This is a genomic window from Methylocystis sp. Sn-Cys, from assembly GCF_016745395.1.
Classification (GTDB): domain Bacteria; phylum Pseudomonadota; class Alphaproteobacteria; order Rhizobiales; family Beijerinckiaceae; genus Methylocystis; species Methylocystis iwaonis.
Genome location: NZ_JAERVJ010000006.1, coordinates 141,418 through 162,574, shown reverse-complemented (window position 1 = coordinate 162,574; position 21,157 = coordinate 141,418). Strand labels below are relative to the sequence as shown.

Here is a 21,157-nt window from a genome sequence, read left to right as displayed (position 1 = left end):
TAGGAGTCAGTAATGACTGCCATGATCGCGGAAAATGCGCGGCGCGTCGAATCCTCGCCATGGGAGACGACCGTCGACGTCATTCAACGTCACACCGGATACGCGCGCGACGACATCACGGCCGACGCCGAATTCGAGGGCGATCTCGGAGTTGACAGCATCGTGCTGGTTTCCATCCTCGCCGACATCGGAAACGCCTATGGCGTGAGCTTGCAATCGACGGGTCGCGGTCTGCGAACGGTTGACGATCTCGTCCAGCTCGTTCGCTCCCGCCTGGATAATGACGGCGCGTGCAGACCGATGCCTGCTCCCGATAAAGCGGTCGACGAAAACGGCACAGATCGCGACCCCATCTTCGAGGCGGTGATCGCGACGCTCGAGAGGCATACAGGCCACTCGCGGCTTCGATTGATCGAAGACGCCAGACTGTGCGAGGATCTGGGTCTCGACGCGGCGAAGCTGATCGACGTGCTCGCGGAGACGGCGGCGACCCTCGACGTCGCCCGGCGCGACGTTACCGCGGAACTCGTAACGATCGGCGACATGATCGCCATCTTCGCTCGCGCGGACGCCAGAAGCGCTGGGTTAAGCGGGAGCGAGGCGAAACCCGCGAGTTTCGAATCCGTCGAGCTTCCGAGCTTTTCGGCGATGGGGCTGCGAGAAGGCGCCGTCGAATCGCTGCGCAATAGACTGCGCGATGAGCGTGGCGTGCCGGAGGTTGTCCGTCTCTCCGACTGCGACACGATGGAAAAACTTCACGCCTTCTTGCGCGCGTCCGACGCCCATAAGATCGAAACGCTCGTCGAAACGCGCGAGCGTGTTGCGAGCGCGCGCGATCGTTTCGCCGCACCCAGCGGCGACAACCGCACGATGAAGGACTTCATCGGGCTGCCCCATCGCGACCTCTTCCACAAGGCGTACGAGTTCAACACCTTCTATCGCGGCAAACAGGCGGAACAACTATATTGGTATGGTATGCCGCTCGAAAGCAAATGCCGCAACCGCGCGGTGATTTTCGATGAAATCACCGGCAGGCGGCGCGAGTTCCTCATGTTCGCGTCCAACAATTATTTGGGCCTCGCCAATCACCCCGAAGTGATCGACGCCATCGCGGACGCGGCCCGGCGTTACGGCGCGACAAACACCGGCTGTCGGCTGATCGGCGGCTCCAATGTTCTCCACAAGGAGCTCGAACGCCGTCTCGCCCGGCTGAAACGCGCCGATGACGCAATCGTGTACCCGTCCGGCTACTCGGCTAATCTCGGCTGCATATCGGCGTTGGCAGGACATGACGATCTCATCTTCACCGACGCCATTAATCACATGAGCATCCAGGATGGCTGCAAGCTGTCGGTGGCATCCAAGAAAATATATCCGCACGCCGTCGATGCGCTCGAACGCACGCTGGAAAAATGGGCCGACCATCCGGGCGGCAAGCTGATCGTCACCGACGGCGTGTTCAGCATGCATGGCGATATCGTCGATTTGCCGAAGGTCGTTGCGCTGGCGCGCAAATACGGCGCGAAAGTGCTTGTGGACGACGCCCACGCGACCGGCGTCCTGGGAAAAACAGGCGCCGGCACGAGCGAACATTTCGGTATGAAAGGCGAGGTTGATCTCGAGCTCGGAACCTTTAGCAAGACGCTCTCGGGCGTCGGCGGCTTCGTTGCGGCCAAAGGCGAAGTCGTCGAATATCTGCGCTTCTATTCGAATTCTTATGTGTTCGCGGCGACGATTCCGGCCTCCGTGGCCGCGGGGCTGATCGCTTCGATCGACGTTATGGAAAGAGAGCCGCAGCGGCTGGAAAGATTGTGGAGCAACATCCATCGCCTGCGCGGTTTGCTGTTGAGCGCTGGCTTCGATCTTGGTCAGTCGGCGAGCGCGATCATACCAGTCGTGATCGGCGACGAGACGAAGACTCTGGAATTTGGCCGCCTTGTCCGCGCGCGGGGAATGTTCTGCCAGACTGTCGTTTATCCGGGGGTGGCGCTTGGCGACGCGAGACTCCGCATCAGCGTGACCTCGGAACACACGCTCGAGGATCTCGATCTCGCAGCCGAGATTCTAATCGACAGCGCGACGGATGTTGGCCTTCGTTGCGAACCGCAGGGCGCGCCTGCATTTTCCGGCGCGTCGCTCTAAGGAATTTCCATATGCGGCCTGTACGAAATTTCACGACGGTCATCGACGCGCTGCGCGCCGCCGCTCTCGTTCACGGCGACCGCGCGGCCTTTGTCGGAGGCGACGCCATCGCTTATGGCGATTTTTATCGACGGGTTCGACACTGGGCGCAGCGTTTCGCCCGCGCGGGCCTCGCCCGGGGCGAACGCGTCGCGATCTGGGCGCCAAAAAGCGACCTCTTTGTCACGGCCATTTATGCGACGATGGAGGCGGGCGCCGCTTATGTTCCGCTCGACGGCGCGCAGCCCGCCGAACGCGGGCGCAAGATCGTCGCGAGCGCCGAGCCAGCCATACTCGTGACCGACCGCGAAAGATTTGACGCGCTTGCCGGCGATCTGCCGGCGTCGTTGCGCCTCGTCCTGCTTCTCGACGGCGAGGGCGGGGATTGGCCAGTCCTGACGGCGGGCGTGGAGACGGACGTCGTCGCGCCCCTGCATGAAACCCCGGCGCGCGCGGCGTCTTTGCCCGAACCGGCCAGGGTAGGCCCCGACGACATAGCGGCGATTTTGTTCACTTCCGGCTCCACTGGAATGCCGAAAGGCGTGCAGATCAGCTACAAGAATCTGAATCGCTTCATCGGCTGGGCGGTCGAGGAGTTCGAGCTGACGGCCAGCGACGTTTTTGTCAATCATGCCGGATTCCACTTCGATCTGAGCACGTTCGATCTATTCGCGGCGGCAACCGTCGGCGCAGCGGTCTGGATTGTTCGTGAGAACGAGCAGCGCGACATTTGTGCGCTGGCCAACGGTCTTTCCCAGCACCGCGCGACGACGCTGTATTGCGTGCCCTCGCTTTTGACGATGCTGGCGAGCAGCGGCGCGCTGACCCCTGCAGTCTCAGCAAGGCTCGAGCGCGTGCTGTTCGCCGGCGAGCCGTTCCCGATCAAGCATCTCAGAACGCTCGCAAAGCAGCTTCCGCCAACATGCGCGCTTTATAATCTCTACGGTCCGACGGAAACGAACGTCTGCACTTTTCACAAAGTGCGCCCGAGCGACCTCGAGCAGGAGAGACCGATTCCCATCGGCCTGCCGCTGCCAGAGCAAATCGCCATGGTGATCGATGGCGAGGGCCTACCCGTGGAAAAAGACGGCGAGATCGGCGAGTTGATCGTCGCCGGTGACTGCGTCACCGCGGGTTATTTCAATCGCATCGATCCGGCCAATCACGACAACCATCGGACAGGCCGTCACGCGACGGGCGATCTGGTCACGCGGGAGAACGGGCTGCTCTATTATTGCGGGCGCAAGGACCGGATGCTGAAAATCAACGGCAACAGGGTCGAGCTTGGCGAGATCGAGGCGGCCTTGTCACGGCATCCCGCGATTATCGAAGCTGCCGCCATCGGCGTCGTCACGGAGACCGGCCAGACATTGGCGGCCTTCTATTCGGTGCGCCCAGGCGCCGCGCCGCCCGGCGCAATCGAGATCAAGCGCCACTGCGGCGCATGGCTGCCGCGATACATGATCCCGCATCTTGCGCGCCATTTGGACGCTTTGCCGAAGAACGCCAACGGGAAGATCGATTATCTCGCATTGCGCCAGGTCGCCGAGCACGCCATCGCAGGGCCGGGCTTGCATCGAACGGCGCCCGCTATGGCGAGCTGAACCGTGCAACGAGAGCCTTTCACTATCGAGCCAGTGGCTATCGTCGGCGTCGGCTGCCTTCATCCTTGGGGCGCCGGGATCGACGCGTTTCGCCGCTTGCTCGCCGACGAGCGTGGCGAATTCGCGCCTTATCCGGTCGACCGGTTTTGGCGGGCGCCGCCGGCCGTTCGCGCGCGGCTGAGTCGACGCCGCGGCGCTTTTTTCGGCGAGCTCGGCGTCGACCTGCGTCAGTTCCGAATTCCGAAAGTTTACGACCGCGCGGTGTCGACCATCACGCCCATGCTGATGCAGGCGGCGCGCGATTGCGTACGTGATGCGGGCTATGGCGACGACGGGAGCGGCCTGCCCAAGGAAACCGTCGACGTGATCGTGGGGACCTGCTTCGGGCTCGACAGCGCCTTGACCAACGCGCTCAAAATACACGGCCTTACGTGGCTTGCCGACGGCGATCCAGCGGCCGTCGAAGCCGGTCGCGAGGCCTTGCGCGCGCGCTTTGGATCCTCGTCGCACGACCGGCTCGGCGAGATGTCGAGCAGCATCGCGAGCCGCATTGGCGCAATGTATGGCTGGCGTGGCCGCATCATGGCCATGGAGGACGGCGACTCCACCGGTTACGCCGCCTTGAGGACCGCCATCCTGTCGCTCGCCGAGCGCCAGAGCGACGCCGCGCTCGTTGCGACCGGCCAGCGCTTCGAGAGCGTTCTGACGCCGCTCGTGCTGGCGGCGAAAGGCTTTGACGGCGACCCGGCCGGCGCCGGCGCGCCGTTGTGCGAAGGCGCGGTTGCGTTGCTCTTGAAGAGATTGGAGGACGCGCGACGCGACGGCGACCGCATCCGCGCAGTCATCGCGGGAGTCGCGGCCCGGCGAACGGATGCGCTCGAATTTCGCTACGCCGGGAGCGACGATGCGGCGCGCCAATGCGCTCGGGAGGCTTGCTTTCAGGCGGGGCTGGACATCGCTGACGTGGCGTCGGTCGAGTGTGTTGTTCCGGGCCTCCGCCACGCCGGTGCGGCGACCGCCGCGGCGGCCTTTCCCGAAAAACCGCTGACCTGCGCGACAAGCGCGCTGGGCCATGGGTTCGCGAACGCGGGACTGACCGGGATCGTCGCGGCGACCCTTTCGCTCGACGACGAAGATGCGCCGAAAAAGCCTCTCGCTGTGTTCGGCGTCGGCCTCGGCGGCCTGACCTGGACGGTCATTCTCGATCGGCGCGACAAGTCGCGCGCCGCCGCCGGCGGGCCGTTTGCGGAACCGGCGAGCGCGCCCGAGCCTATCGCCGTCGTCGGCCTCGGCGGCTGCTTTGGCCCGAGCCTTGGCCGCTCGGCCTATTGGGAGGCGCTCTGCACCGGCGCCGACGGGATCGGCCGGATCAGCGACAGGGTTTTGCCGCGCGGCGCGGCGTTCAGCGGCGGCGCCGCCCGCGCCCTGACCAGTTACGCCGAGAATGGCGGAGAGCTGAACGCCGATTGGGAGATCCACCGTTTCGACGCGAAGCGTTTGCGGTTGTTCCCCAAGCGCGTCGCGGCGCTCGACGTCGCCCACAGGATCGCCTTGAGCGTTGCAGCCGAAGCGCTCGATGATTTCGGCCTCGACGCCGCGCGGCGGGCCGATCTGGGCAAGGCGATGGTCGTGTGCGCCTCCCCCCTCTGTCTCGCGAGAGAGCGCGAGCTTTCGAATCGCCTGCATTCGCCGGAGCTTGGCTCTGTGCTCGGCCCCGACGAGTCGCGACTGGCCGACGCCGAGCGCGCCGCCGAGGAGATCGATTCATTCACGCTCGATGGGCTTCTTGCTGGCAATATCGCCGCGCTGATTTCAAGCTGCTTCCAACTTTCCGCGGAAACGATGGCGATCGAAGCCGCCTGCGCGTCGTCGCTCGCCGCGGTGCATGTCGGGATGCAGGCGCTGCGGCTCGGCTATGCCGATTTTGTCGTCGCCGGCGGCGTCGAACTGCCTGTCAACATGCGGGATCTCATCTTGTGCTCGACCCAGCTCATGCTGTCCAGGGACAAGATTGCGCCATTCGCGGCGAACGCCGACGGCTTTTCGCCAGGCGACGGCGCCGGCATGTTCGTGCTGCGCCGGCTGAGCGACGCCCGTCGTGACAATGACCCGATCTATGGCTGCATCATCGGCGTCGGCGCGTCGAGCGACGCCGCGTCGATGACGGCGCCCGATCCCCAGGGGCAGGCCCTGGCCATTCGGCGCGCTTTTGCCGATGGCCGCGCCTCGCCCGATAGCATCGCTTATGTCGAAGCCCATGGAACCGGAACGCGCATCGGGGACGGGGTCGAAATTTCGGCGTTGCGCGACGTTTATGGAGGCGGCGCACGCCGCGAGCCGCTGTTGATCGGTTCGGTAAAATCCAACATCGGCCATGCTTTCGCCGCTGCGGGCGCCGCCGGCCTCATGAAGACGCTGCTCGCTCTAAACAGCGAAACGGTGCCGCCGACGCTGCTGCGGCGAGAACTCAACCCCGATCTGGCGCTTGCGGCGATCCCGGGCGCCATCGTCTCGAAGCCTCGACCCTGGCCCGCTTCTGACGGGCCGCGGCGGGCGGCGATCAACTCTTTCGGCACTGGCGGCGTCAATTTCCACCTGCTGGTGGAAGCGCCCTGATTTCGTAGTTGCGAGGAAACGGACCTGACCGATGGACATCGTCATACATAAAATTCGGCTGCTCGACGTCGAACGCGCGCCCGCATTCGAGGAGTGGGTGACGACGGAGGACTACGCCGCCTGCCCGGACCTACCCAGCGTGCGTCAATTCTCGGTTCAGCGCGTCAGCCTCGATCCCGATGCGGCGTTCCATTATTTCGAATTGATCGCCGTCACGTCCATGACCGACTTCGAACGCGACATGGCGGTCCCCGCATTCAGCCGGCTCGTCGATCGCTTCTCCGCCATGGCCGAGATCGCCGAAGAGGCGATCGGAACGCGTCTTGGCGCAGGTTACCGTGCGAATTCGAAGAATGCCGCAGATGCGATGGGCTCGTAACGTGCGGCTCGGCGACTGGACGGTCACCCTCGTCGACGTTCACGTCACGGCGAAAAGCCTGGCCGACGAGAAGCGCCGCCGCGCCGTGCTGTCGCCCCAGGAAGCGGAAACCTATAACGCGCTGCGTTTCGAGAAGCGCCGCCGCGAGTGGCTGGCGGGCCGGCTCGCCGCAAAGTTGGCCCTGCGTCGTCGGTTACGCGCGAGCGGCGGAACGGCGCCGCCGCTCGCGCGCATCGGGGTTTCGAATCGTGACGGCGCCAGCGGTCCGCCCGTCTCGCCGATCGCGGGCGTCGTCAGCATTAGCCACTCCCATGGGCTCGCCGCGGCGGTTGCCGGACCGGCGCCGGTGGGCGTCGATATCGAACGGCTGCGGCCGTTCAGCGCCTCTCTTCGGACGGTGTTTCTCAACGACGCCGAGCGCGCCTGGCTCGGCCGTGCGGAGGCTGAGCAGCCGGAGTTGCCGACGTTGGGATGGGCTTTCAAGGAGGCGTTCTGCAAGGCCCGGTTGATCGGCATTCAAGACGGCCTGCCGGGACCGGAATGGCGCGGATGGGACGACAATGGCCGGCTGCTGTGGCGCTGGCCCCAGGAAGCCGCGCCGCGAAAAAAGGACGCCATTTTCGCAAACTGGCAAGCGCATGGGCGGCTGATCGACGACTACGCCGTCGTCGTCGTCGGCGCCTCGCCGAAACGCAAATCGGAGCGCGCATGAGCGAGCCGGATTTCGAGCTGCTCCTCCGACAGGCCGTCGAGTCGGCTCGATGGGCGCCGTCGTCGCACAACTGTCAGCCTTGGCGGGTGACCGTCCTTCCGGGCGCCAGCGAAATTGAGCGTTTGCTTCGTCTCTCGCTTGATCAGGGCCGACGGCTGACTGCGCTCGAAAGCCTGGATTTGGAGATGGCTCTCAGCGTCGGCCTGTTCCTCGGCCTTCTCGTGACGGCGCTCCAGCGCCTTGGCCTAGCCTGTGAGTGGGCCTTGTGCGACGCAAACGATCCGTCGCCGGATGGCGAGATTTTGGCGATCGTAACCGTGCGGCGCGCCACTGCCCAGATTTTTGGCGGCGCTGACCTGGACTCATTCGTCAATCTTGGGCGCCGCCGCCGGACATGTCGCACACCCTTCGCTCCAGATCCGCCGTCGACGGAAGCCCTTGCCGCGTTGTCCGCCCGCCGCTGGCCGGAAACGCTGACCGGCGCGGCGCTCGAGATCCGCACCGAAACGGACCCGAAAACATTGGAGAGCCTTGCGAAATTGACCGCGCGTTATGCCGCCCTCGATTTCACCCATCTTAGAGCCTGGTCCGAAACCTATCGTCATCTTCGCTTCGGCGAACCTGGGGACGAGGATGTCACCGACGGCATTTTCATCGACAGCCTGCTCGGGCCGCTGACGCCTTTCAAGCGCCAGCTCCTACGCTTTGCGCTCGCGCCCCTGGTCATGCAAGCTCTCCGCCCCTTCGGCGTCCCCTCGCGCATGGCCGACGCTTTGGCGGGCCTCGTCGCCGCCGGCCCCGGTCTTCTGTGCTGCAGCCTGCCCGAGGAGCGCCCTCGCCGCCAGGATTTGCTCCGGGCCGGCGCCCGGCTGGCCGAGATCTGGCTGAACGCACAGGCGACCGGCCTCGCTCTTCATCCGGTAAGCGTTCTTTTGCAGCATGAGGCGCCGCGTCGAGAGTTACAGCGACTGCTCTGCCTCTCGAGTCGTCCAGTCTTCGTCGCCAGATTTGGCCTCGCTTCGCCGAAGCCGTCGATAAGTCCGCGCCGGGCGGTCGACGCAATCCTTCACATTACCTGAAGATCAAGGAAAACTTTCGCATTCGTAAGGAAGCGCGCGATGGATTTTCAATTGACCGACGACCAGATTGCCCGCAACGACCACCTTGGCCGCTTCGCGGCCGAAATCCTGTCCGCGGGCGCGGCCGAGCGCATTCGTGACGCGCGTTTCGACCGGACCAAGTGGGACGCCGCCGCAGAGATGGGATTGGCCGGACTGCCGGTCGACGCCGATTGGGGCGGCCTGGGCTTCGGCGCGCTCGACACCATGCTGGCGATTGAGGCGCTGGGTCGCAAATGCGCCGATCTGGGCCTCATATTTTCATTGTGCGCGCATATGTTCGCCTGCGTCGTGCCGGTTTGGCGTCACGGCTCCCTGCAGATTCGCGAGAAATGGCTGCGCGACATGGCGAGCGGGCGCGTTATCGCCGCAAATGCAATGACGGAAGCGGAATCGGGCTCGGACGCATTTGCGATGCGCGCATCGGCGCAGCGCGACGGGGACGACTATGTGCTGACCGGCTCGAAATGTTTCATCACAAACGCGCCGATCGCCGACGTTTTCATCGCCTATGCGAAGACAAACCCGAGACAGGGTTTTTTTGGCATAAGCTGCTTTATTGTCCCGCGCGACGCGCCCGGCCTGACGGTGCAACCCGAGGCGCGCAAAAGTGGGCTGCCCACCAGTCCCTGGGGCAGCGTCTATTTCGACGCGTGCCGCATCCCGGCGGCCAATCTGCTCGGCGCCGAGGGGGCAGGCGCCGCGATCTTCCACGACAGCATGATATGGGAGCGCGGCTGCCTGTTCGCCGCTTATGTCGGCGCCATGGAGAGAGTGCTGAAGCAGTGCGTCGAACACGCGCGCGACCGGCGACAGTTCGGCAAGCCGATTGGCCGGAATCAGAGCGTGTCCGACAAGTTGGTCGACATGAAGCTTCGTCTGGAGACCGCCCGTTTGCTGCTTTACCGCACTGGCTGGCTGCACGATGCGGGTTTGCCTCATGAGGAGGCGAGCGCGCTCAGCAAACTCTGGATATCGGAAAGCGCCGTGAAGGCGGGTCTCGACGCCATTCAACTGTTCGGCGCTTCCGCCGCGATCGCCGACAACGGGCTCGACCGCCTGTTGCTCGACAGCCTCCCGTCGCGCCTGTTCTCCGGGAGTTCGGAGATACAGAGGGAGATCGTCGCGCGCCACATGGGATTGCGCTGATTTTTTGTGAAGCGCCTGGCTGCGCCGCCTCGCGCGGTCAAGCTAAATGAAGAAGAAAGAGATTTGAGGATGGACGAAAAATATATTGTTCTTCTGGTTGTTATCGAGGCGCTGGCCATTTTCGGCGTGATCGCCGCGAAGGTCACCCAAGAGCCAAGAGCGCCATTCATCATCGGTTTCAATACGCTGTTTCTCGTCGCCGCAATCATCGTCGCATACGGAACCGGCGCGCTCTGGCGTCAAATCACGATATTGGTCTTCGTGATCGCTTATCTCGTCCATATGAACTGGGTGCTGACGGCGGCCTATCGCGCGACCGCCGCCGCCAAGCTCGAGGGTCAGATCGATCGGCCGACGCTCTATGCTTTGCCTGTCATTCTGACGAATACCTTCGGTTGGCTTTATTGCTTGCCGTTCCTTTGGGCCGCCGATCGGGCCGGGCGGTTCGACGTCTTCGACGTCGCGGCAATAGGCGTTTATCTCGCCGGCTCCGTCTTTCACATCGGCGGCGACTACCAGAAATGGCGCTTCAAACGGAAAGCGGGCAGCCGAGGCAAAATTCTGGACACGGGCTTGTGGGGCCTGTCGCGCCATCCGAATTATTTCGGCGATTTTCTCATTTTCGTATCCTTCGCTCTTCTTTCCGCCTCACCCTGGGGTTTAATTGCGCCGCTGGCCAATGCTGTGCAATATTTTCTCGACGCGATCCCCAAGAGCGAGGCCATGTCCAAGGAGCGTTACGGCGCCGCGTGGGAGGAATATTGCAATCGCGTCCCTTGCTTCGCGCCGTGGTTCTCGCCGTCGGCAGGCGACTCTCCCGGCGAGAATAAAGGGCCGTCCGCGTAAAGGCGTCGACCGCGGGGATCCTTGTCGATGGGAGGCGACGCACAAATAGCGAAGCTTTGCCGAAACGATCTTTTTCGACAGCATGCGAGACGCCAGGCTTCGGCGCGTTTCGCCACGCGAAAAACGGTTCTCAAAAAAACATTCGCAAGGATATCTCATGGAAGCGCGAAACTTTATCGGACTGACGCTGATCGCTGCGGGCGCGCTCTTGCAAGCGCGCCCGGCGCCGCTGGCCGCGGAGACGTCGCCGCCAAATTCCGCTGCTCCCCAAACGGTTATGGGTGTAGGCGCGCTTGGGCGCATCGAGCCGATGTCGCGCGTCATTCGCGTCTCGCCCGACCAGGGAGTCGCGGGAACAGTCATTTCGGAAATACGGGTTCGGGAAGGGCAGGAGGTGGCCAAAGGCGACGTTATCGCCGTCTTTAGCGACTATGAGCGCCGCCAGGCGGAGGTCGATCTCGCGGAAGCCGAATTCGCCGTCTCGACGGCGCATCTGACCGCGGCAGACGCCCAATTCAAGAAAGCCCAGCGAGATTACGACCGCAAGAATTCGTTGCGCCTTTCGGGCACGGTCTCGGCTTTCGCATTCGACGAGGCGGAACTACGCTCCAGCAAGGCGAAGGCGGACCTCGAAGCGACGCGCGCGAGCCTCAAACAGTCCGAAGCGAATCTTCGCCTCAAGAAGCTCCAGCTATTGCAAGCGCAGACGATGGCGCCGATAGACGGCACGATTCTCAAAATTCGTGCAAGGGCGGGCGAACGCGTTGGCGACAAAGGGATTTTGGACATGGCCGACCTTTCGTCGCTGGACGTCGTGGCCGAGGTGTATGAATCCGACATTGCGCGCGTCAAGGCTGGTCAGACGGCCGTCGTGAGGGTGCCTCCGAGCGAGGCGGCCTACGAAGCGAAAGTTCGAACGCTCGGTTTCACCGTTGAAAAGAATCTCGTGAACAGCTCGGATCCTCTCGTGGACCACGACGCCAGGGTCGTCGAAGTTCGACTGACCCTCTCCGACCCCGCGCGAAAAGATTTCCAGCATCAGATTTACAGGCAGGTTCAGGTCCACATCGCGCCATGACGTCGTTCCCAATTTTCTTCTTCGCCGCTCGTCTGGCCTGGCGGCAATTGATATACGACAAACCGAAGCTCATCGCGGCGACGCTGGGCGTCCTGTTCGCCAGCGTGCTGGTGTTCATGCAGCTCGGTTTTCTCGATTCGCTTTACGCGAGCGCCGCGTCGGCCCCGATCAAGATGCGGGCCGATTTGTTCGTGCTGCACAAGCAGACGGAGGCGCTGTGGCGGCCCGTGCAATTCGAGCGTAGCGCGTTGATGCGCGCGCTCGGCCATCCAGACATTCGCGCCGTTTATCCCATGTACATGTCGCTTGGACAATTCAAGAACATGGACACTCGCATACAGCGAACTTTGATGGTTTATGGATATGATCTCAACAGCAATCTGATCGATAGCGCCGACATTCGCGCGCGCCGCGACGATCTCAAACGCCAGGATGTCGCGCTCTTCGACATTGCCTCGAGGCCCGAGTTCGGCCCGGTGTCCGAGCAACTTTCTGAAGGGCGGGATGTGACGGAAATCAACGGGCGCAGGATCACGATCGTCGGGACGTTCCGCATGGGAACGACATTCGCCGCCGACGGAAACGTCGTCGCGAGCGAGTTGAATTTCCATCGCATCTTTCCGCAGCGGAGTTTGGATAAAATAGATCTCGGTTTCGTCCTGCTCAGCTCGGGCGCCGACGTTCGCAAGGCGCAGGCGGACTTGCTCGCGTTGATGGGCCGGGAGATGCGCGTGTTTAATTACGACCAGCTTGTCGAGTTCGAGAAAGGCTACTGGGAGAATTCTGCGCCGATGGGATTTATCTTCGGCTTCGGCGTCGTAATGGGATTGGTTGTCGGCATGGTGATCGTCTACCAAATTCTCTTCACGGACGTGAGCAACAATTTGAGCCAATATGCGACGCTCAAAGCGATGGGATACTCGCACTTCTACCTCCAACTGGTGGTTCTCTCGTCCGCGATCTATCTCGCGCTTCTTGGATTCGTGCCGGGTCTTGCCTTGTCCCTCGCGCTTTATCGTCTTGCCGAACAGGAAATATTCATTCCTTTCCCGATGCCGTTCGGCAAAGTCGCGACAGTATTCGCATTCATTCTGACGATGTGTTCGCTTGCCGGCGCGCTCGCCATTCGTCGCCTAAAAGCGGCAAATCCAGCGGATATGTTCTGATGGCGCTGGTCGACGTGAAAGGAGTGAGCTTTGCTTACGGCGTCGGCGAATTCCGCCGCCAGGTGCTCAAAAATGTCGATCTTTCGATCGATCGGGGCGAGATCGTCATACTCACCGGACCCTCGGGTTCGGGCAAGACGACCTTGCTCACGATCCTGGGCGGCCTGCGCCTCGCCGTGACGGGAAGCGCCGTCGTTCTGGGCCGCGAGCTGGTGAACAGCGACGAAAATGTTCGCATGGGCGTGCGGCGACAAATCGGCTACATTTTCCAGCAGCACAATTTATTTTGGCCGCTGACCGCCATGGAAAACGTCTGCATGGCGCTCGAGCTGGACGATCGGCTTTCAGAGGACGAACGCCGACGGCGAGCCGGCGATATGCTGACCGAGGTTGGTCTGGCCGACCATCTCGACCGTCGGCCGAAACAATTATCGGGAGGACAGCGCCAGCGTGTCGCAATCGCGCGCGCCCTGGTTTCGCGACCAACGCTCGTGCTGGCCGACGAGCCAACCGCCTCTCTCGACAAGGCGAGCGGTCATGAAGCGGTCAATATTCTCAAACGCCTTGCCAAGGACTATGGCGCAACGATCCTTCTCGTAACTCACGACTACCGGATTCTCGATATCGCAGACAGGATCATCACTCTCGAGGATGGCGCAATAACGCCCACGCGGGCGCCGTCGAGTTGACCGATAGTAGGCCGTTGCGACGGGTCTCGACCGCGATGTCGCAATTCATTAAAAGCCCTATCGCCTCACCCTTCGCGCCGTAGCCAGCCGATCGCCGCGCCCAAAAGGCAGAGCGCCGACATGTAATAGAAGGGCGCCATGGCAAGGGCGCGCTCTCCGACCAAGATCGTCATTAGCGGCGGCGTGGTTCCGCCGACGATGGCGTAGGCGGTGTTGTAGGACAAAGCGAATCCCGTGAATCGCAGTTCGGGTGGAAAGCTGCGGATGATCAGATAAGGGGTGAGCGTGATCGTTCCGATCGCGAAACCGCCGATCGCATAGAGATGCAGCGTCCATGCGCTGCCGTTGGCAAGGGCGAAGCCGAGCGCGGCGACAACCGCCGCCATCGCAACGCCGCCGATCGCATAGGCTTTCCCGCCACCGATGACATCCGTGACCCGGCCCACGAAGACGCTGCCGAGGATCAGCAGCGTTATGGACCAGCAGTTCGCGGTGAAGACATCCGCCGCCCGATAGTCGAATTGCGACTGCAGATAGGTCGGCAGGTAGAGAAAATAGGTCACGAAGACGCCGGCGAAAACCCAGGTCGCGGCCATGGAGAGGAGAACCTCGCTTTTGCAGCGCGCGAAAACGAGCGAGATCGGCAGTCGGGCGTCGGCGACACGCCGCTCGCGAAGCGCCTCGAAGACCGGCGTCTCCTGCAAATATTTCCTCAGATAGACGGAGATCAGGCCGAAGACGCCGCCGAGGATGAACGGAATGCGCCAGCCCCAGGCGACGAGATCGTCAGCGCCGAGGCTCGACGTCAGTATTTTGGCGGTGAGCGCGCCCATCAATATGCCGCAGCAGAGCCCGGCCATCAGCAGCCCGCAGGCGAAGCCCACGCGGGTTTTGTGGACATGCTCGGCGCAGAAAATCCATGCGCCGGGCACTTCTCCACCCACCGACAGCCCTTGCAGCAGCCGGCAGAAGAGAAAAACAAGCGGAGCGGCGAGGCCAATCGTCTTGTAATCGGGCGTCAGCCCGACGAGCAGCGTGGGAAAGGCCATCAGGAAGAGACCAAGCGCGAACATTCTCTTGCGGCCGACGCGGTCGCCGAAATGCGCGAAGACGACGCCGCCGATTGGGCGCACGAGATAGCCGGCGGCGAATATGCCGAAGATCTGGAGCTGCGAGAGCCATTGCGGGCTGTCCAGCGGGAAGAATACCGCGGCGAGGGTTTTGGCGAAAAAGACGCCGACGATAAAATCATAATATTCGAGCGCGCCGCCGAGCGAGGCGAGCGCCAGCGTCTTCGCCTCATTGCGTGAGAGACCGCGCTGCGCTTCGATTTGGCCCGGCGCCAGAGGCCGGAATTGAACTGTCATGGGTCTATTCCGATTCGTCGATGTCGCGCCAAGCGCTTCAGGCTTTCGTCGTCGCCACGAGCATGTCGACGCCCTCATGATAAAACGATCGCACATCCGCGAAGCCGAGAGCGCGCATTGCCGACAGGGTTTCCGAAGAATTCGTGAGGCGATCTGCGGATTCGTCGCCGAACAAATGCACGATCGATCCATTCCTCGAGGAGATCGTCGCGATTCGCCTTGCCGAAGACTTTGAACCAGTTGCGGATATCCGCCTGGGTGGCGGCGGGCTGAAGGGCGTGATCGTCCAGCGCGGCGCGATTGCCGTTGATGAACAAGCCGCCCGGCTCGAGGATCCTCATCCTATGTTTGTTTGCAGCCGTCAAGCTCGCGACCGCCGCCTCATCTACTGGGGACGAAGCTCCGCGCAGCGGTCTCTCGACAACGGCTGAGCCCGCGACCCGTCTGCTTGTCCCTCCCGGCGGCAACGCTAATTCTTTCACAGGCGCCTCGAACGGAGCATGCTTTCTCTGCGGAAGACCATGCTCCGCGACGCGGCGACGGCCAGATATTCCGGGAGCATCATGCAGGGATTGACGAGCCTCGAGGCGCGGAGCCGCCTCGCTGAATTCGGACCGAACACGTTACCAGAAGCGCGACCGCCTTCCTTCGTGGCGGTCTTCCTCAGACAGTTTCTCAGTCCGCTGATTTACATTCTCGTGGCCGCCGCCATTGTCGCGATGGTGGTTGGAGACGCGAAGGACGCCGTCTTTATCGGCGTCGTCCTGCTGATCAACGGGATCATTGGCGCGGTTCAGGAATACTCTGCCGGCCAGGCTGCGGCTGCGTTGCGCGCGCAGGACCAGCCGCAGGCGCTCGTCCTGCGCGACGGCGTTCAGCAGGAGATCGAGGCGCGCGACCTCGTGCCGGGCGATGTCGTGTTGCTCGAAGCCGGCCGCCGCGTGCCTGCCGACATGCGGCTGATCGAAGCCGTCGACTTGCGTTGCGATGAATCTCTGCTGACGGGCGAGTCGGCGCCGGTCAAGAAAACCGGGGCGGCGAACGCCAAGGAGAGCGCACGCGAGGGCAGGGCCTTCGCGGGGGCGATGGTGACGCGCGGGCGTGGAACCGGCGAGGTGACAGGGACAGGGCTCGCGACAGAGGTCGGCAAGATCGCCGGGGAGCTCGTCAGACCATCGGTTTCGCAGCCGCCGCTCGTCATCCGCATGGAGCGGTTTTCGCAGCTCGTCGCCATTCTCGTCGCCATGGCCGTCGGCGTCCTGATGGTCGTCGGCTATTTGCGCCATATGGGGTTCGTCGAGCTCTTCATGATGGCGGTGGGCCTTGCCGTCGCAGCCATTCCCGAAGGGCTGCCGGTTGCGATCGCCGTGGCGCTGGCGATCGGCATGCGGCGCATGGCCAAGTCCAATGTGATCGTGCGCAAGATGGCGGCGGTGGAGTCGCTCGGCTCCTGCACCATGATCGCCACGGATAAGACTGGCACGCTGACGCGCAACGAACTCACCGTCACACAAATCGCGCTGCCGGACGGCTCAGCTCTGTCCCTGCAGTCGGGCGAGGGCCTCGACTCCTACTCTTTTCGCGGCGCGACGCGCAACGAACAAGCCGATCTTCTCCTGGCGGCCCTGCTGCGCGCGGCGGCGCTGCCCAACGAGGCGGAGATCCGGCGCGAGAAGGAGGAGATCAGGGGCGTGGGCGACACGGTCGACGTCGCTTTGCTGGTCGCCGCGCATCGAAGCGGCGTCGTGCATGAGGAGCTGAGGGCGCGCTATCCGCTGGTGAAGCGCATTCCCTACGAACCGGACCTCAAATATGCGGCGTCGTTTCACCGCCACGAGGAAAAGCGCGCCGTCTTCGCTTTTGCGAAAGGCGCGCCGGAGACGCTGATCGCCATGGCCAGCCGCATGGATGTCGGCGGCGCGCTCGCTCCGATCGATCGGGAGGCGCTCTGGCGCCAGAAGGACGAGATGTCGGCGAAGGGACTGCGCGTTCTGGCCTTCGCCGAGGGCGAGGTGACGCCGGAGCCGCAGCACGGCTATGGCGCGAGCCATCTTCAAAATCTCGTCTTCCTCGGCATGGTCGGCATGCAGGATCCGCTGCGTCCGGAAGTGCGGCAAGCTATTGCAGAGTGCCGCGACGCGGGCATTGCGGTGGCGATGGTCACGGGCGACGCGCCCGGCACCGCCGCCGCCATCGCCAAGGACGCGGGCATGGTCTTTTCAGACGATCAGATCGTGACGGGCGAAGAAGTGAAGCGCGCCGAGGAAGCCGGCGAGGCGGCGCTCGATTCCCTGACCGGCCGCGCCCGCATATACGCCCGCGTCGAGCCGATCCAGAAGCTCGCGATCGTCCTGTCGCTGGCGCGCAACGGCCATTTCGTCGCAGTGACGGGTGACGGCGTCAACGACGCGCCGGCGCTCAAGCACGCGCATGTCGGCGTCGCCATGGGCAGGCAAGGCACCGATGTCGCCAAGGAAAGCGCCGACATCATTATCGCGGACGACAAGTTCGCCTCGATCGTGCGCGGCGTGCTGGAGGGCCGCGTCGCCTACGCCAACATCCGAAAAGTCATTTTCCTCCTCGTTTCGACCGGCGCGGCCGAACTGCTGCTGTTTCTGCTGACCATTCCCTTTGGCCTGCCCATGCCGCTACTGCCCGTGCAGCTCTTGTGGCTCAACCTGGTCACCAATGGCGTTCAGCACATCGCGCTGGCCGCCGAAAAGCCCGAAGGCGACGAACTGACCTATCCGCCGCGCAAGCCGCAGGAGCCGATCTTCGACCGGGTGATGATCATCCGTAACGTCTATTCGGCGTTCGTCATGGCCGGCGGCGGCTTTGCCTTGTTCTACTGGCTCATCGAGCATGGCTACGCCACGGACAGCGCGCGCAATCTGCTGCTCCTGCTCTTCGTCGTCTTCGAGAATTTCCAGGCGTTGAACGCGCGCTCGGAACATCACTCGCTTTTCTATAAGGGCCTCTTTTCGAGTCCGCTGCTCGTCGCAAGCGTGATCGGCGCGCAAGTCATCCATCTTCTGGCGGCGCATACGCCCGTCCTCGCCGATACGCTGCGGATCGAGCCGCCGACGCTTGCCGAGTGGGGGGCGCTTCTCGCCTTGGGCGCCTCGCTGCTCGTGGTCATGGAGCTCGAAAAATGGTGGGGCGAGCGCCGCAAGCTCCCCAAGGCGCCACCCGAGGTCGCGGCCGCCGGCGCGGGACTCGCCCGCCGATATGCGCCCATTGCGGCAGGCCTCCTTCTTGTCGTCGCGGCCGGCGGGACGCTCTATTGGCAGGCCACGCGCGAGAGCGCGCGCGACGAGCTGGCGACAATCGACCGCAGTGGGCGCGACCGGACTGCCGATGCGGAGCGCGTCGCCGTTCCGCCGCCGATCGAGGCGTCCGCGCCGGTCTCGGGGAGAATTGAGGCGGTCGCATGCCACGACGGCGCTCTGGTCGAGGCTGGAAGCGTCTGCGCCCGGATCATTCCGCCCGAGCTCGAGGAAGAACTCGCGCGTGCGCGGAAGGCGCTGACAGTCGCCCAGGCTGCGCAGGGCAAGGCGGAGACCGGGCTGGCACGCGCCAAGGCGGCGTATGACCGCGCCGCGAGCCGGCGCGCGTCAAACGCCGCAGCCAGAGCCAAGACCCGCGGCGCGGCGGCGCGCGCGGAAGCCCGCCTGGCGCGAGTCCGGGCGGAGACCACCCGGCGCGAGGAGGCGCTGCGTGCGACGCTCGAGAGGGGCGCGCCACTGACGGCGCCCAGCGCCGGCACCGTCCGCGACAGCCGTCTCGAGTATGGCAAACAGGTACAGGCTGGAGAGGCGTTGCTCCAAATCGTGCCTGCCAGATAAGCCGCGCCACGCGCCTTGGCGCGTTGGGCGGCGCTCCGCTTTGTCCCGACCAAAGACGCCCGCCGGCCTTCGAGCAACTGGCTCTTCCCGCCGGCACGTAGACCGGTAGGCAGAGTCAATGAAAGCAAGTTGCCTGTGTAAGCGTCGAAATATACCGAGGTTTCGCCCGCCTTGTCGCAGATGTCGTGTGACGAAAGCACGCAATATTCATAAGGCCCCGCCTGCGCAGAATGTAGAGCGCAAGCGGGCATTCGATTCCAAAAACGTCTTCACGCGCTTGTTGCGCCATGAGCCGTTCGCCGGTCGCTTGCGCTTCTTCCCGTTCGAGCGGTTTGCGACTCTCCTCGCGCGACGATGGGACCGGTTGCGCCCAGGCAGGCTGTTCATAGTCTAAGCAAAGCGTATAATTGTTTCCGTTGTTTCTGCATTATTCGGCAAATGCTTCGCACACTGACATGCGTCTGGTGAAGACACATTCACGCCGCAATCTCTACGAAAACATGCCTGACTGAATCTGTCCGACGCGAGACGCAATTATGAAGCTACGGAATAAGACCGCGGTCGGTGTAGCGATTGGTGGCTTTCTCACAGCCACGAGTGGAAGCGCTGCACAAAGCCCAAACGACATCGAAGCACGCCTGCATGCGCTCGAAGCGCGCGTCGCCAAGCTACGGCCGCTCGAGGCGGAGATCGCGAAATTGCGTCGTGAGGCGCGCGAAGCGAAGGAACAGGCTCGGCAGGCCGCAAGCCAAGCAGGCAATGTCGCCAACGCCGGAACGGTCAAAGGGCCGCCCGGTCCGCCTCCGCCTCCCGTCTTTGTATCCTTCCGAAATGGTCTCTACGCCGAGACCGAGGACAAGGCTTATAGCTTCAAGATTGGCGGCCGAATGCAGTTCGACGGCGGCGGGGCGACGCAGCCGCTCAACGGTTGGGATAGCCAGGCAGGCGTGCGGCAGGTGCGTCTCGAAATCGAAGGAAAGGCGGCGAAATTCTGGTTTTATAAGCTGCAGTACGATTTCGCCGGCTCCCAATACGGCACGCCATTCAACGCGCCGGTCCAAGGGGGCATTCGCGACTTCTATATCGCGTTCCAACATCCGATGCTCAGCTTGCCGTTCACAAAAGACCCGGCGTTTATCCATGTGGGAAGCTACTTCGAACCCTTCAGTCTCGAGTTTACATCTTCATCTCGATTCCGTGACTTCATCGAACGGGCCATGCCGGTCGAAACATTCGCGCCCAGTCGTCATCTTGGCGCGGCGATCGGCGCATATGGCGGCAATTGGTCGGCGAAGGGAGGCATCTTCACCACGAGCTTCGAAGACCTCAATACCAATCCTGCGGTTGGAACCCCCGCTGTGATCGGCGTTCCAGCCAAGGCGGGGTGGGTCCCAACGGGAGGGGGACAATATTTCGAACTCTCCGGCCGCATGACTTATGCGCCGATCATGACCGAGCATGATCTTCTGCACGTCGGGATATCGGGGCGTTATCACCAACCGAACAATGCGACGGGGCTTTCGGATGATCGTGCGCTCAGAGTCGGCAATCGAATTCGATCGGAGGCCTATATGCTCAATCAAGGGCTGCTGGGGACCCCGGATCTCTCCTGCGGCTCGGTCGCCTTCCCGTTCGGCGCGACGGCCGTTTCCGGACACTGCGTTAAAAACATCGAGACATTCGGGGTCGAGCTGTCCGCGGCTCATGGGCCTTTTTCGTTGCAGGCGGAGTATTTCGGCCAGTTCGTCAATCGCAACGCGACCAATATCCTCCTCTCGCGTCTGGCGGGCGCCTTCGCCCCGGGAGGCGCTTCGCAGTATTTTAGCGGCTACTATGTTTACGGCCAATGGTATCTCACCGGCGAGGAGCGCGCGGCCGCGTATAACGTCAGTGACAAACTCGGCGCGAATTTCACCCAGATAAAGATCAAGCACCCGCTGAGCGAAGGCGGCTTCGGCGCGATTGGCGTCGCGGCGCGCTACAGCGAGGTCAATTTGAACAGCGGGCCATTCTCTGGGTCTGGCCTCTACAATATGCTGGCTTACACGACGTCAATTGCGCCTAATCCCACGGCGACCGCAGCCATCGCCAACGCGGGTGTGGCAGGCGGGCGCCAGGAGAATGTGACCTTGGGGCTCAACTGGTATCCTGATAATGGCCTTCATTTCCAGTTCAACTGGGTTCACGTCCTGCATGCGTCCGCGCCCTTGAACGATTACGCCTTCTTCACATCGGGTGTGCCCGCCCGTCAGGGACCATATATGAATGGGGCGCACCCGAACCTCTTTGAAGCGCGCGCCCAGGTTTATTGGTAAAAGTGCGGCCGTTTCGGGCCCGTTCTCTGTAATGCGGATTCGTCGCCACTCTCGACGCTCGCGTCGCGAGCGTCGGGAATCCAGAGCAAGCC

15 protein-coding genes and 1 pseudogene are annotated in these 21,157 nt (G+C 63.1%); 15 read left to right on the top strand and 1 reads right to left on the bottom strand.

Annotation, left to right across the window (positions count from 1 at the left end; genetic code table 11):
- The first annotated feature begins 12 nt into the window (after positions 1 to 12).
- From JJT62_RS13155 to JJT62_RS13105, 12 genes and pseudogenes are all read left to right on the top strand, one after another.
- The gene (locus tag JJT62_RS13155; protein ID WP_202073222.1) at positions 13 to 2,142 is read left to right on the top strand and encodes an aminotransferase class I/II-fold pyridoxal phosphate-dependent enzyme; all 2,130 of its coding nucleotides are present in this window, start codon (positions 13 to 15) and stop codon (positions 2,140 to 2,142) included.
- Positions 2,143 to 2,153: 11 nt separating this feature from the next.
- Positions 2,154 to 3,785 carry an AMP-binding protein gene (locus JJT62_RS13150; protein ID WP_202073221.1) on the top strand — a complete coding sequence of 544 codons (1,632 nt, stop codon included), beginning with the start codon at positions 2,154 to 2,156 and terminating at the stop codon, positions 3,783 to 3,785.
- 3 nt (positions 3,786 to 3,788) lie between these two features.
- A complete protein-coding gene (locus tag JJT62_RS13145; RefSeq protein WP_202073220.1) occupies positions 3,789 to 6,401 on the top strand; it encodes a beta-ketoacyl synthase N-terminal-like domain-containing protein in 2,613 nt (870 codons plus the stop codon).
- Positions 6,402 to 6,432: 31 nt separating this feature from the next.
- Positions 6,433 to 6,780, top strand: a complete 348-nt coding sequence (locus JJT62_RS13140; protein ID WP_202073219.1) for a hypothetical protein — start codon at positions 6,433 to 6,435, stop codon at positions 6,778 to 6,780.
- The gene (locus JJT62_RS13135; protein ID WP_202073218.1) at positions 6,764 to 7,492 is read left to right on the top strand and encodes a 4'-phosphopantetheinyl transferase superfamily protein; all 729 of its coding nucleotides are present in this window, start codon (positions 6,764 to 6,766) and stop codon (positions 7,490 to 7,492) included. The genes JJT62_RS13140 and JJT62_RS13135 overlap by 17 nt, the downstream gene beginning before the upstream one ends.
- Positions 7,489 to 7,638 (top strand): annotated as a pseudogene (locus JJT62_RS19585) (nitroreductase family protein); the annotation flags it as partial. The gene JJT62_RS13135 and the pseudogene JJT62_RS19585, both read left to right, overlap by 4 nt.
- A 39-nt stretch (positions 7,639 to 7,677) precedes the next feature.
- Positions 7,678 to 8,571 (top strand): hypothetical protein, encoded by an 894-nt coding sequence (locus tag JJT62_RS13130; protein ID WP_246744880.1) that lies wholly within the window; start codon positions 7,678 to 7,680, stop codon positions 8,569 to 8,571.
- A gap of 39 nt (positions 8,572 to 8,610) precedes the next feature.
- Complete coding sequence (locus JJT62_RS13125; protein WP_202073216.1) at positions 8,611 to 9,759, top strand: acyl-CoA dehydrogenase family protein; 1,149 nt, start codon at positions 8,611 to 8,613, stop codon at positions 9,757 to 9,759.
- A 69-nt stretch (positions 9,760 to 9,828) separates the two neighbouring features.
- Positions 9,829 to 10,605 carry a DUF1295 domain-containing protein gene (locus JJT62_RS13120; RefSeq protein WP_202073215.1) on the top strand — a complete coding sequence of 259 codons (777 nt, stop codon included), beginning with the start codon at positions 9,829 to 9,831 and terminating at the stop codon, positions 10,603 to 10,605.
- 157 nt (positions 10,606 to 10,762) lie between these two features.
- On the top strand, positions 10,763 to 11,683 hold the full coding sequence (locus JJT62_RS13115) for an efflux RND transporter periplasmic adaptor subunit (RefSeq protein WP_202073214.1): 921 nt from the start codon (positions 10,763 to 10,765) through the stop codon (positions 11,681 to 11,683).
- Positions 11,680 to 12,849 carry an ABC transporter permease DevC gene (devC, locus tag JJT62_RS13110; RefSeq protein WP_246744879.1) on the top strand — a complete coding sequence of 390 codons (1,170 nt, stop codon included), beginning with the start codon at positions 11,680 to 11,682 and terminating at the stop codon, positions 12,847 to 12,849. Before JJT62_RS13115 ends, devC begins: the two co-directional genes overlap by 4 nt.
- Entirely contained in the window at positions 12,849 to 13,538 is a 690-nt protein-coding gene (locus JJT62_RS13105) for an ATP-binding cassette domain-containing protein (RefSeq protein WP_202073213.1), read from the top strand. The genes devC and JJT62_RS13105 overlap by 1 nt, the downstream gene beginning before the upstream one ends.
- 65 nt (positions 13,539 to 13,603) lie before the next feature.
- Here JJT62_RS13105 and JJT62_RS13100 read toward each other — a convergent pair whose 3' ends face one another.
- Positions 13,604 to 14,905 (bottom strand): MFS transporter, encoded by a 1,302-nt coding sequence (locus tag JJT62_RS13100; protein WP_202073212.1) that lies wholly within the window; start codon positions 14,903 to 14,905, stop codon positions 13,604 to 13,606.
- A gap of 143 nt (positions 14,906 to 15,048) precedes the next feature.
- On the opposite strand from JJT62_RS13100, the gene JJT62_RS13095 reads away from it, so the two are divergent.
- The 3 genes from JJT62_RS13095 (at position 15,049) to JJT62_RS13085 (ending at position 21,065) form a co-directional block, all read left to right on the top strand.
- Positions 15,049 to 15,336, top strand: coding sequence for a hypothetical protein (locus JJT62_RS13095; protein ID WP_202073211.1), 288 nt, complete (start codon positions 15,049 to 15,051; stop codon positions 15,334 to 15,336).
- A 69-nt stretch (positions 15,337 to 15,405) separates the two neighbouring features.
- Complete coding sequence (locus JJT62_RS13090; protein ID WP_370568545.1) at positions 15,406 to 18,750, top strand: HAD-IC family P-type ATPase; 3,345 nt, start codon at positions 15,406 to 15,408, stop codon at positions 18,748 to 18,750.
- Positions 18,751 to 19,286: 536 nt separating this feature from the next.
- Positions 19,287 to 21,065 (top strand): carbohydrate porin, encoded by a 1,779-nt coding sequence (locus JJT62_RS13085; protein WP_202073210.1) that lies wholly within the window; start codon positions 19,287 to 19,289, stop codon positions 21,063 to 21,065.
- Positions 21,066 to 21,157: the final 92 nt, after the last annotated feature.

Coding starts and splice junctions, on each gene's coding strand:
- JJT62_RS13155 (WP_202073222.1), top strand. CDS start 13: ATGACTGCCATGATCGCGGAAAATGCGCGGCGCGTCGAATCCTCGCCA.
- JJT62_RS13150 (WP_202073221.1), top strand. CDS start 2,154: ATGCGGCCTGTACGAAATTTCACGACGGTCATCGACGCGCTGCGCGCC.
- JJT62_RS13140 (WP_202073219.1), top strand. CDS start 6,433: ATGGACATCGTCATACATAAAATTCGGCTGCTCGACGTCGAACGCGCG.
- JJT62_RS13135 (WP_202073218.1), top strand. CDS start 6,764: ATGCGATGGGCTCGTAACGTGCGGCTCGGCGACTGGACGGTCACCCTC.
- JJT62_RS13130 (WP_246744880.1), top strand. CDS start 7,678: ATGGCTCTCAGCGTCGGCCTGTTCCTCGGCCTTCTCGTGACGGCGCTC.
- JJT62_RS13125 (WP_202073216.1), top strand. CDS start 8,611: ATGGATTTTCAATTGACCGACGACCAGATTGCCCGCAACGACCACCTT.
- JJT62_RS13120 (WP_202073215.1), top strand. CDS start 9,829: ATGGACGAAAAATATATTGTTCTTCTGGTTGTTATCGAGGCGCTGGCC.
- JJT62_RS13115 (WP_202073214.1), top strand. CDS start 10,763: ATGGAAGCGCGAAACTTTATCGGACTGACGCTGATCGCTGCGGGCGCG.
- devC (WP_246744879.1), top strand. CDS start 11,680: ATGACGTCGTTCCCAATTTTCTTCTTCGCCGCTCGTCTGGCCTGGCGG.
- JJT62_RS13105 (WP_202073213.1), top strand. CDS start 12,849: ATGGCGCTGGTCGACGTGAAAGGAGTGAGCTTTGCTTACGGCGTCGGC.
- JJT62_RS13100 (WP_202073212.1), bottom strand. CDS start 14,905: ATGACAGTTCAATTCCGGCCTCTGGCGCCGGGCCAAATCGAAGCGCAG.
- JJT62_RS13090 (WP_370568545.1), top strand. CDS start 15,406: ATGCTTTCTCTGCGGAAGACCATGCTCCGCGACGCGGCGACGGCCAGA.
- JJT62_RS13085 (WP_202073210.1), top strand. CDS start 19,287: ATGAAGCTACGGAATAAGACCGCGGTCGGTGTAGCGATTGGTGGCTTT.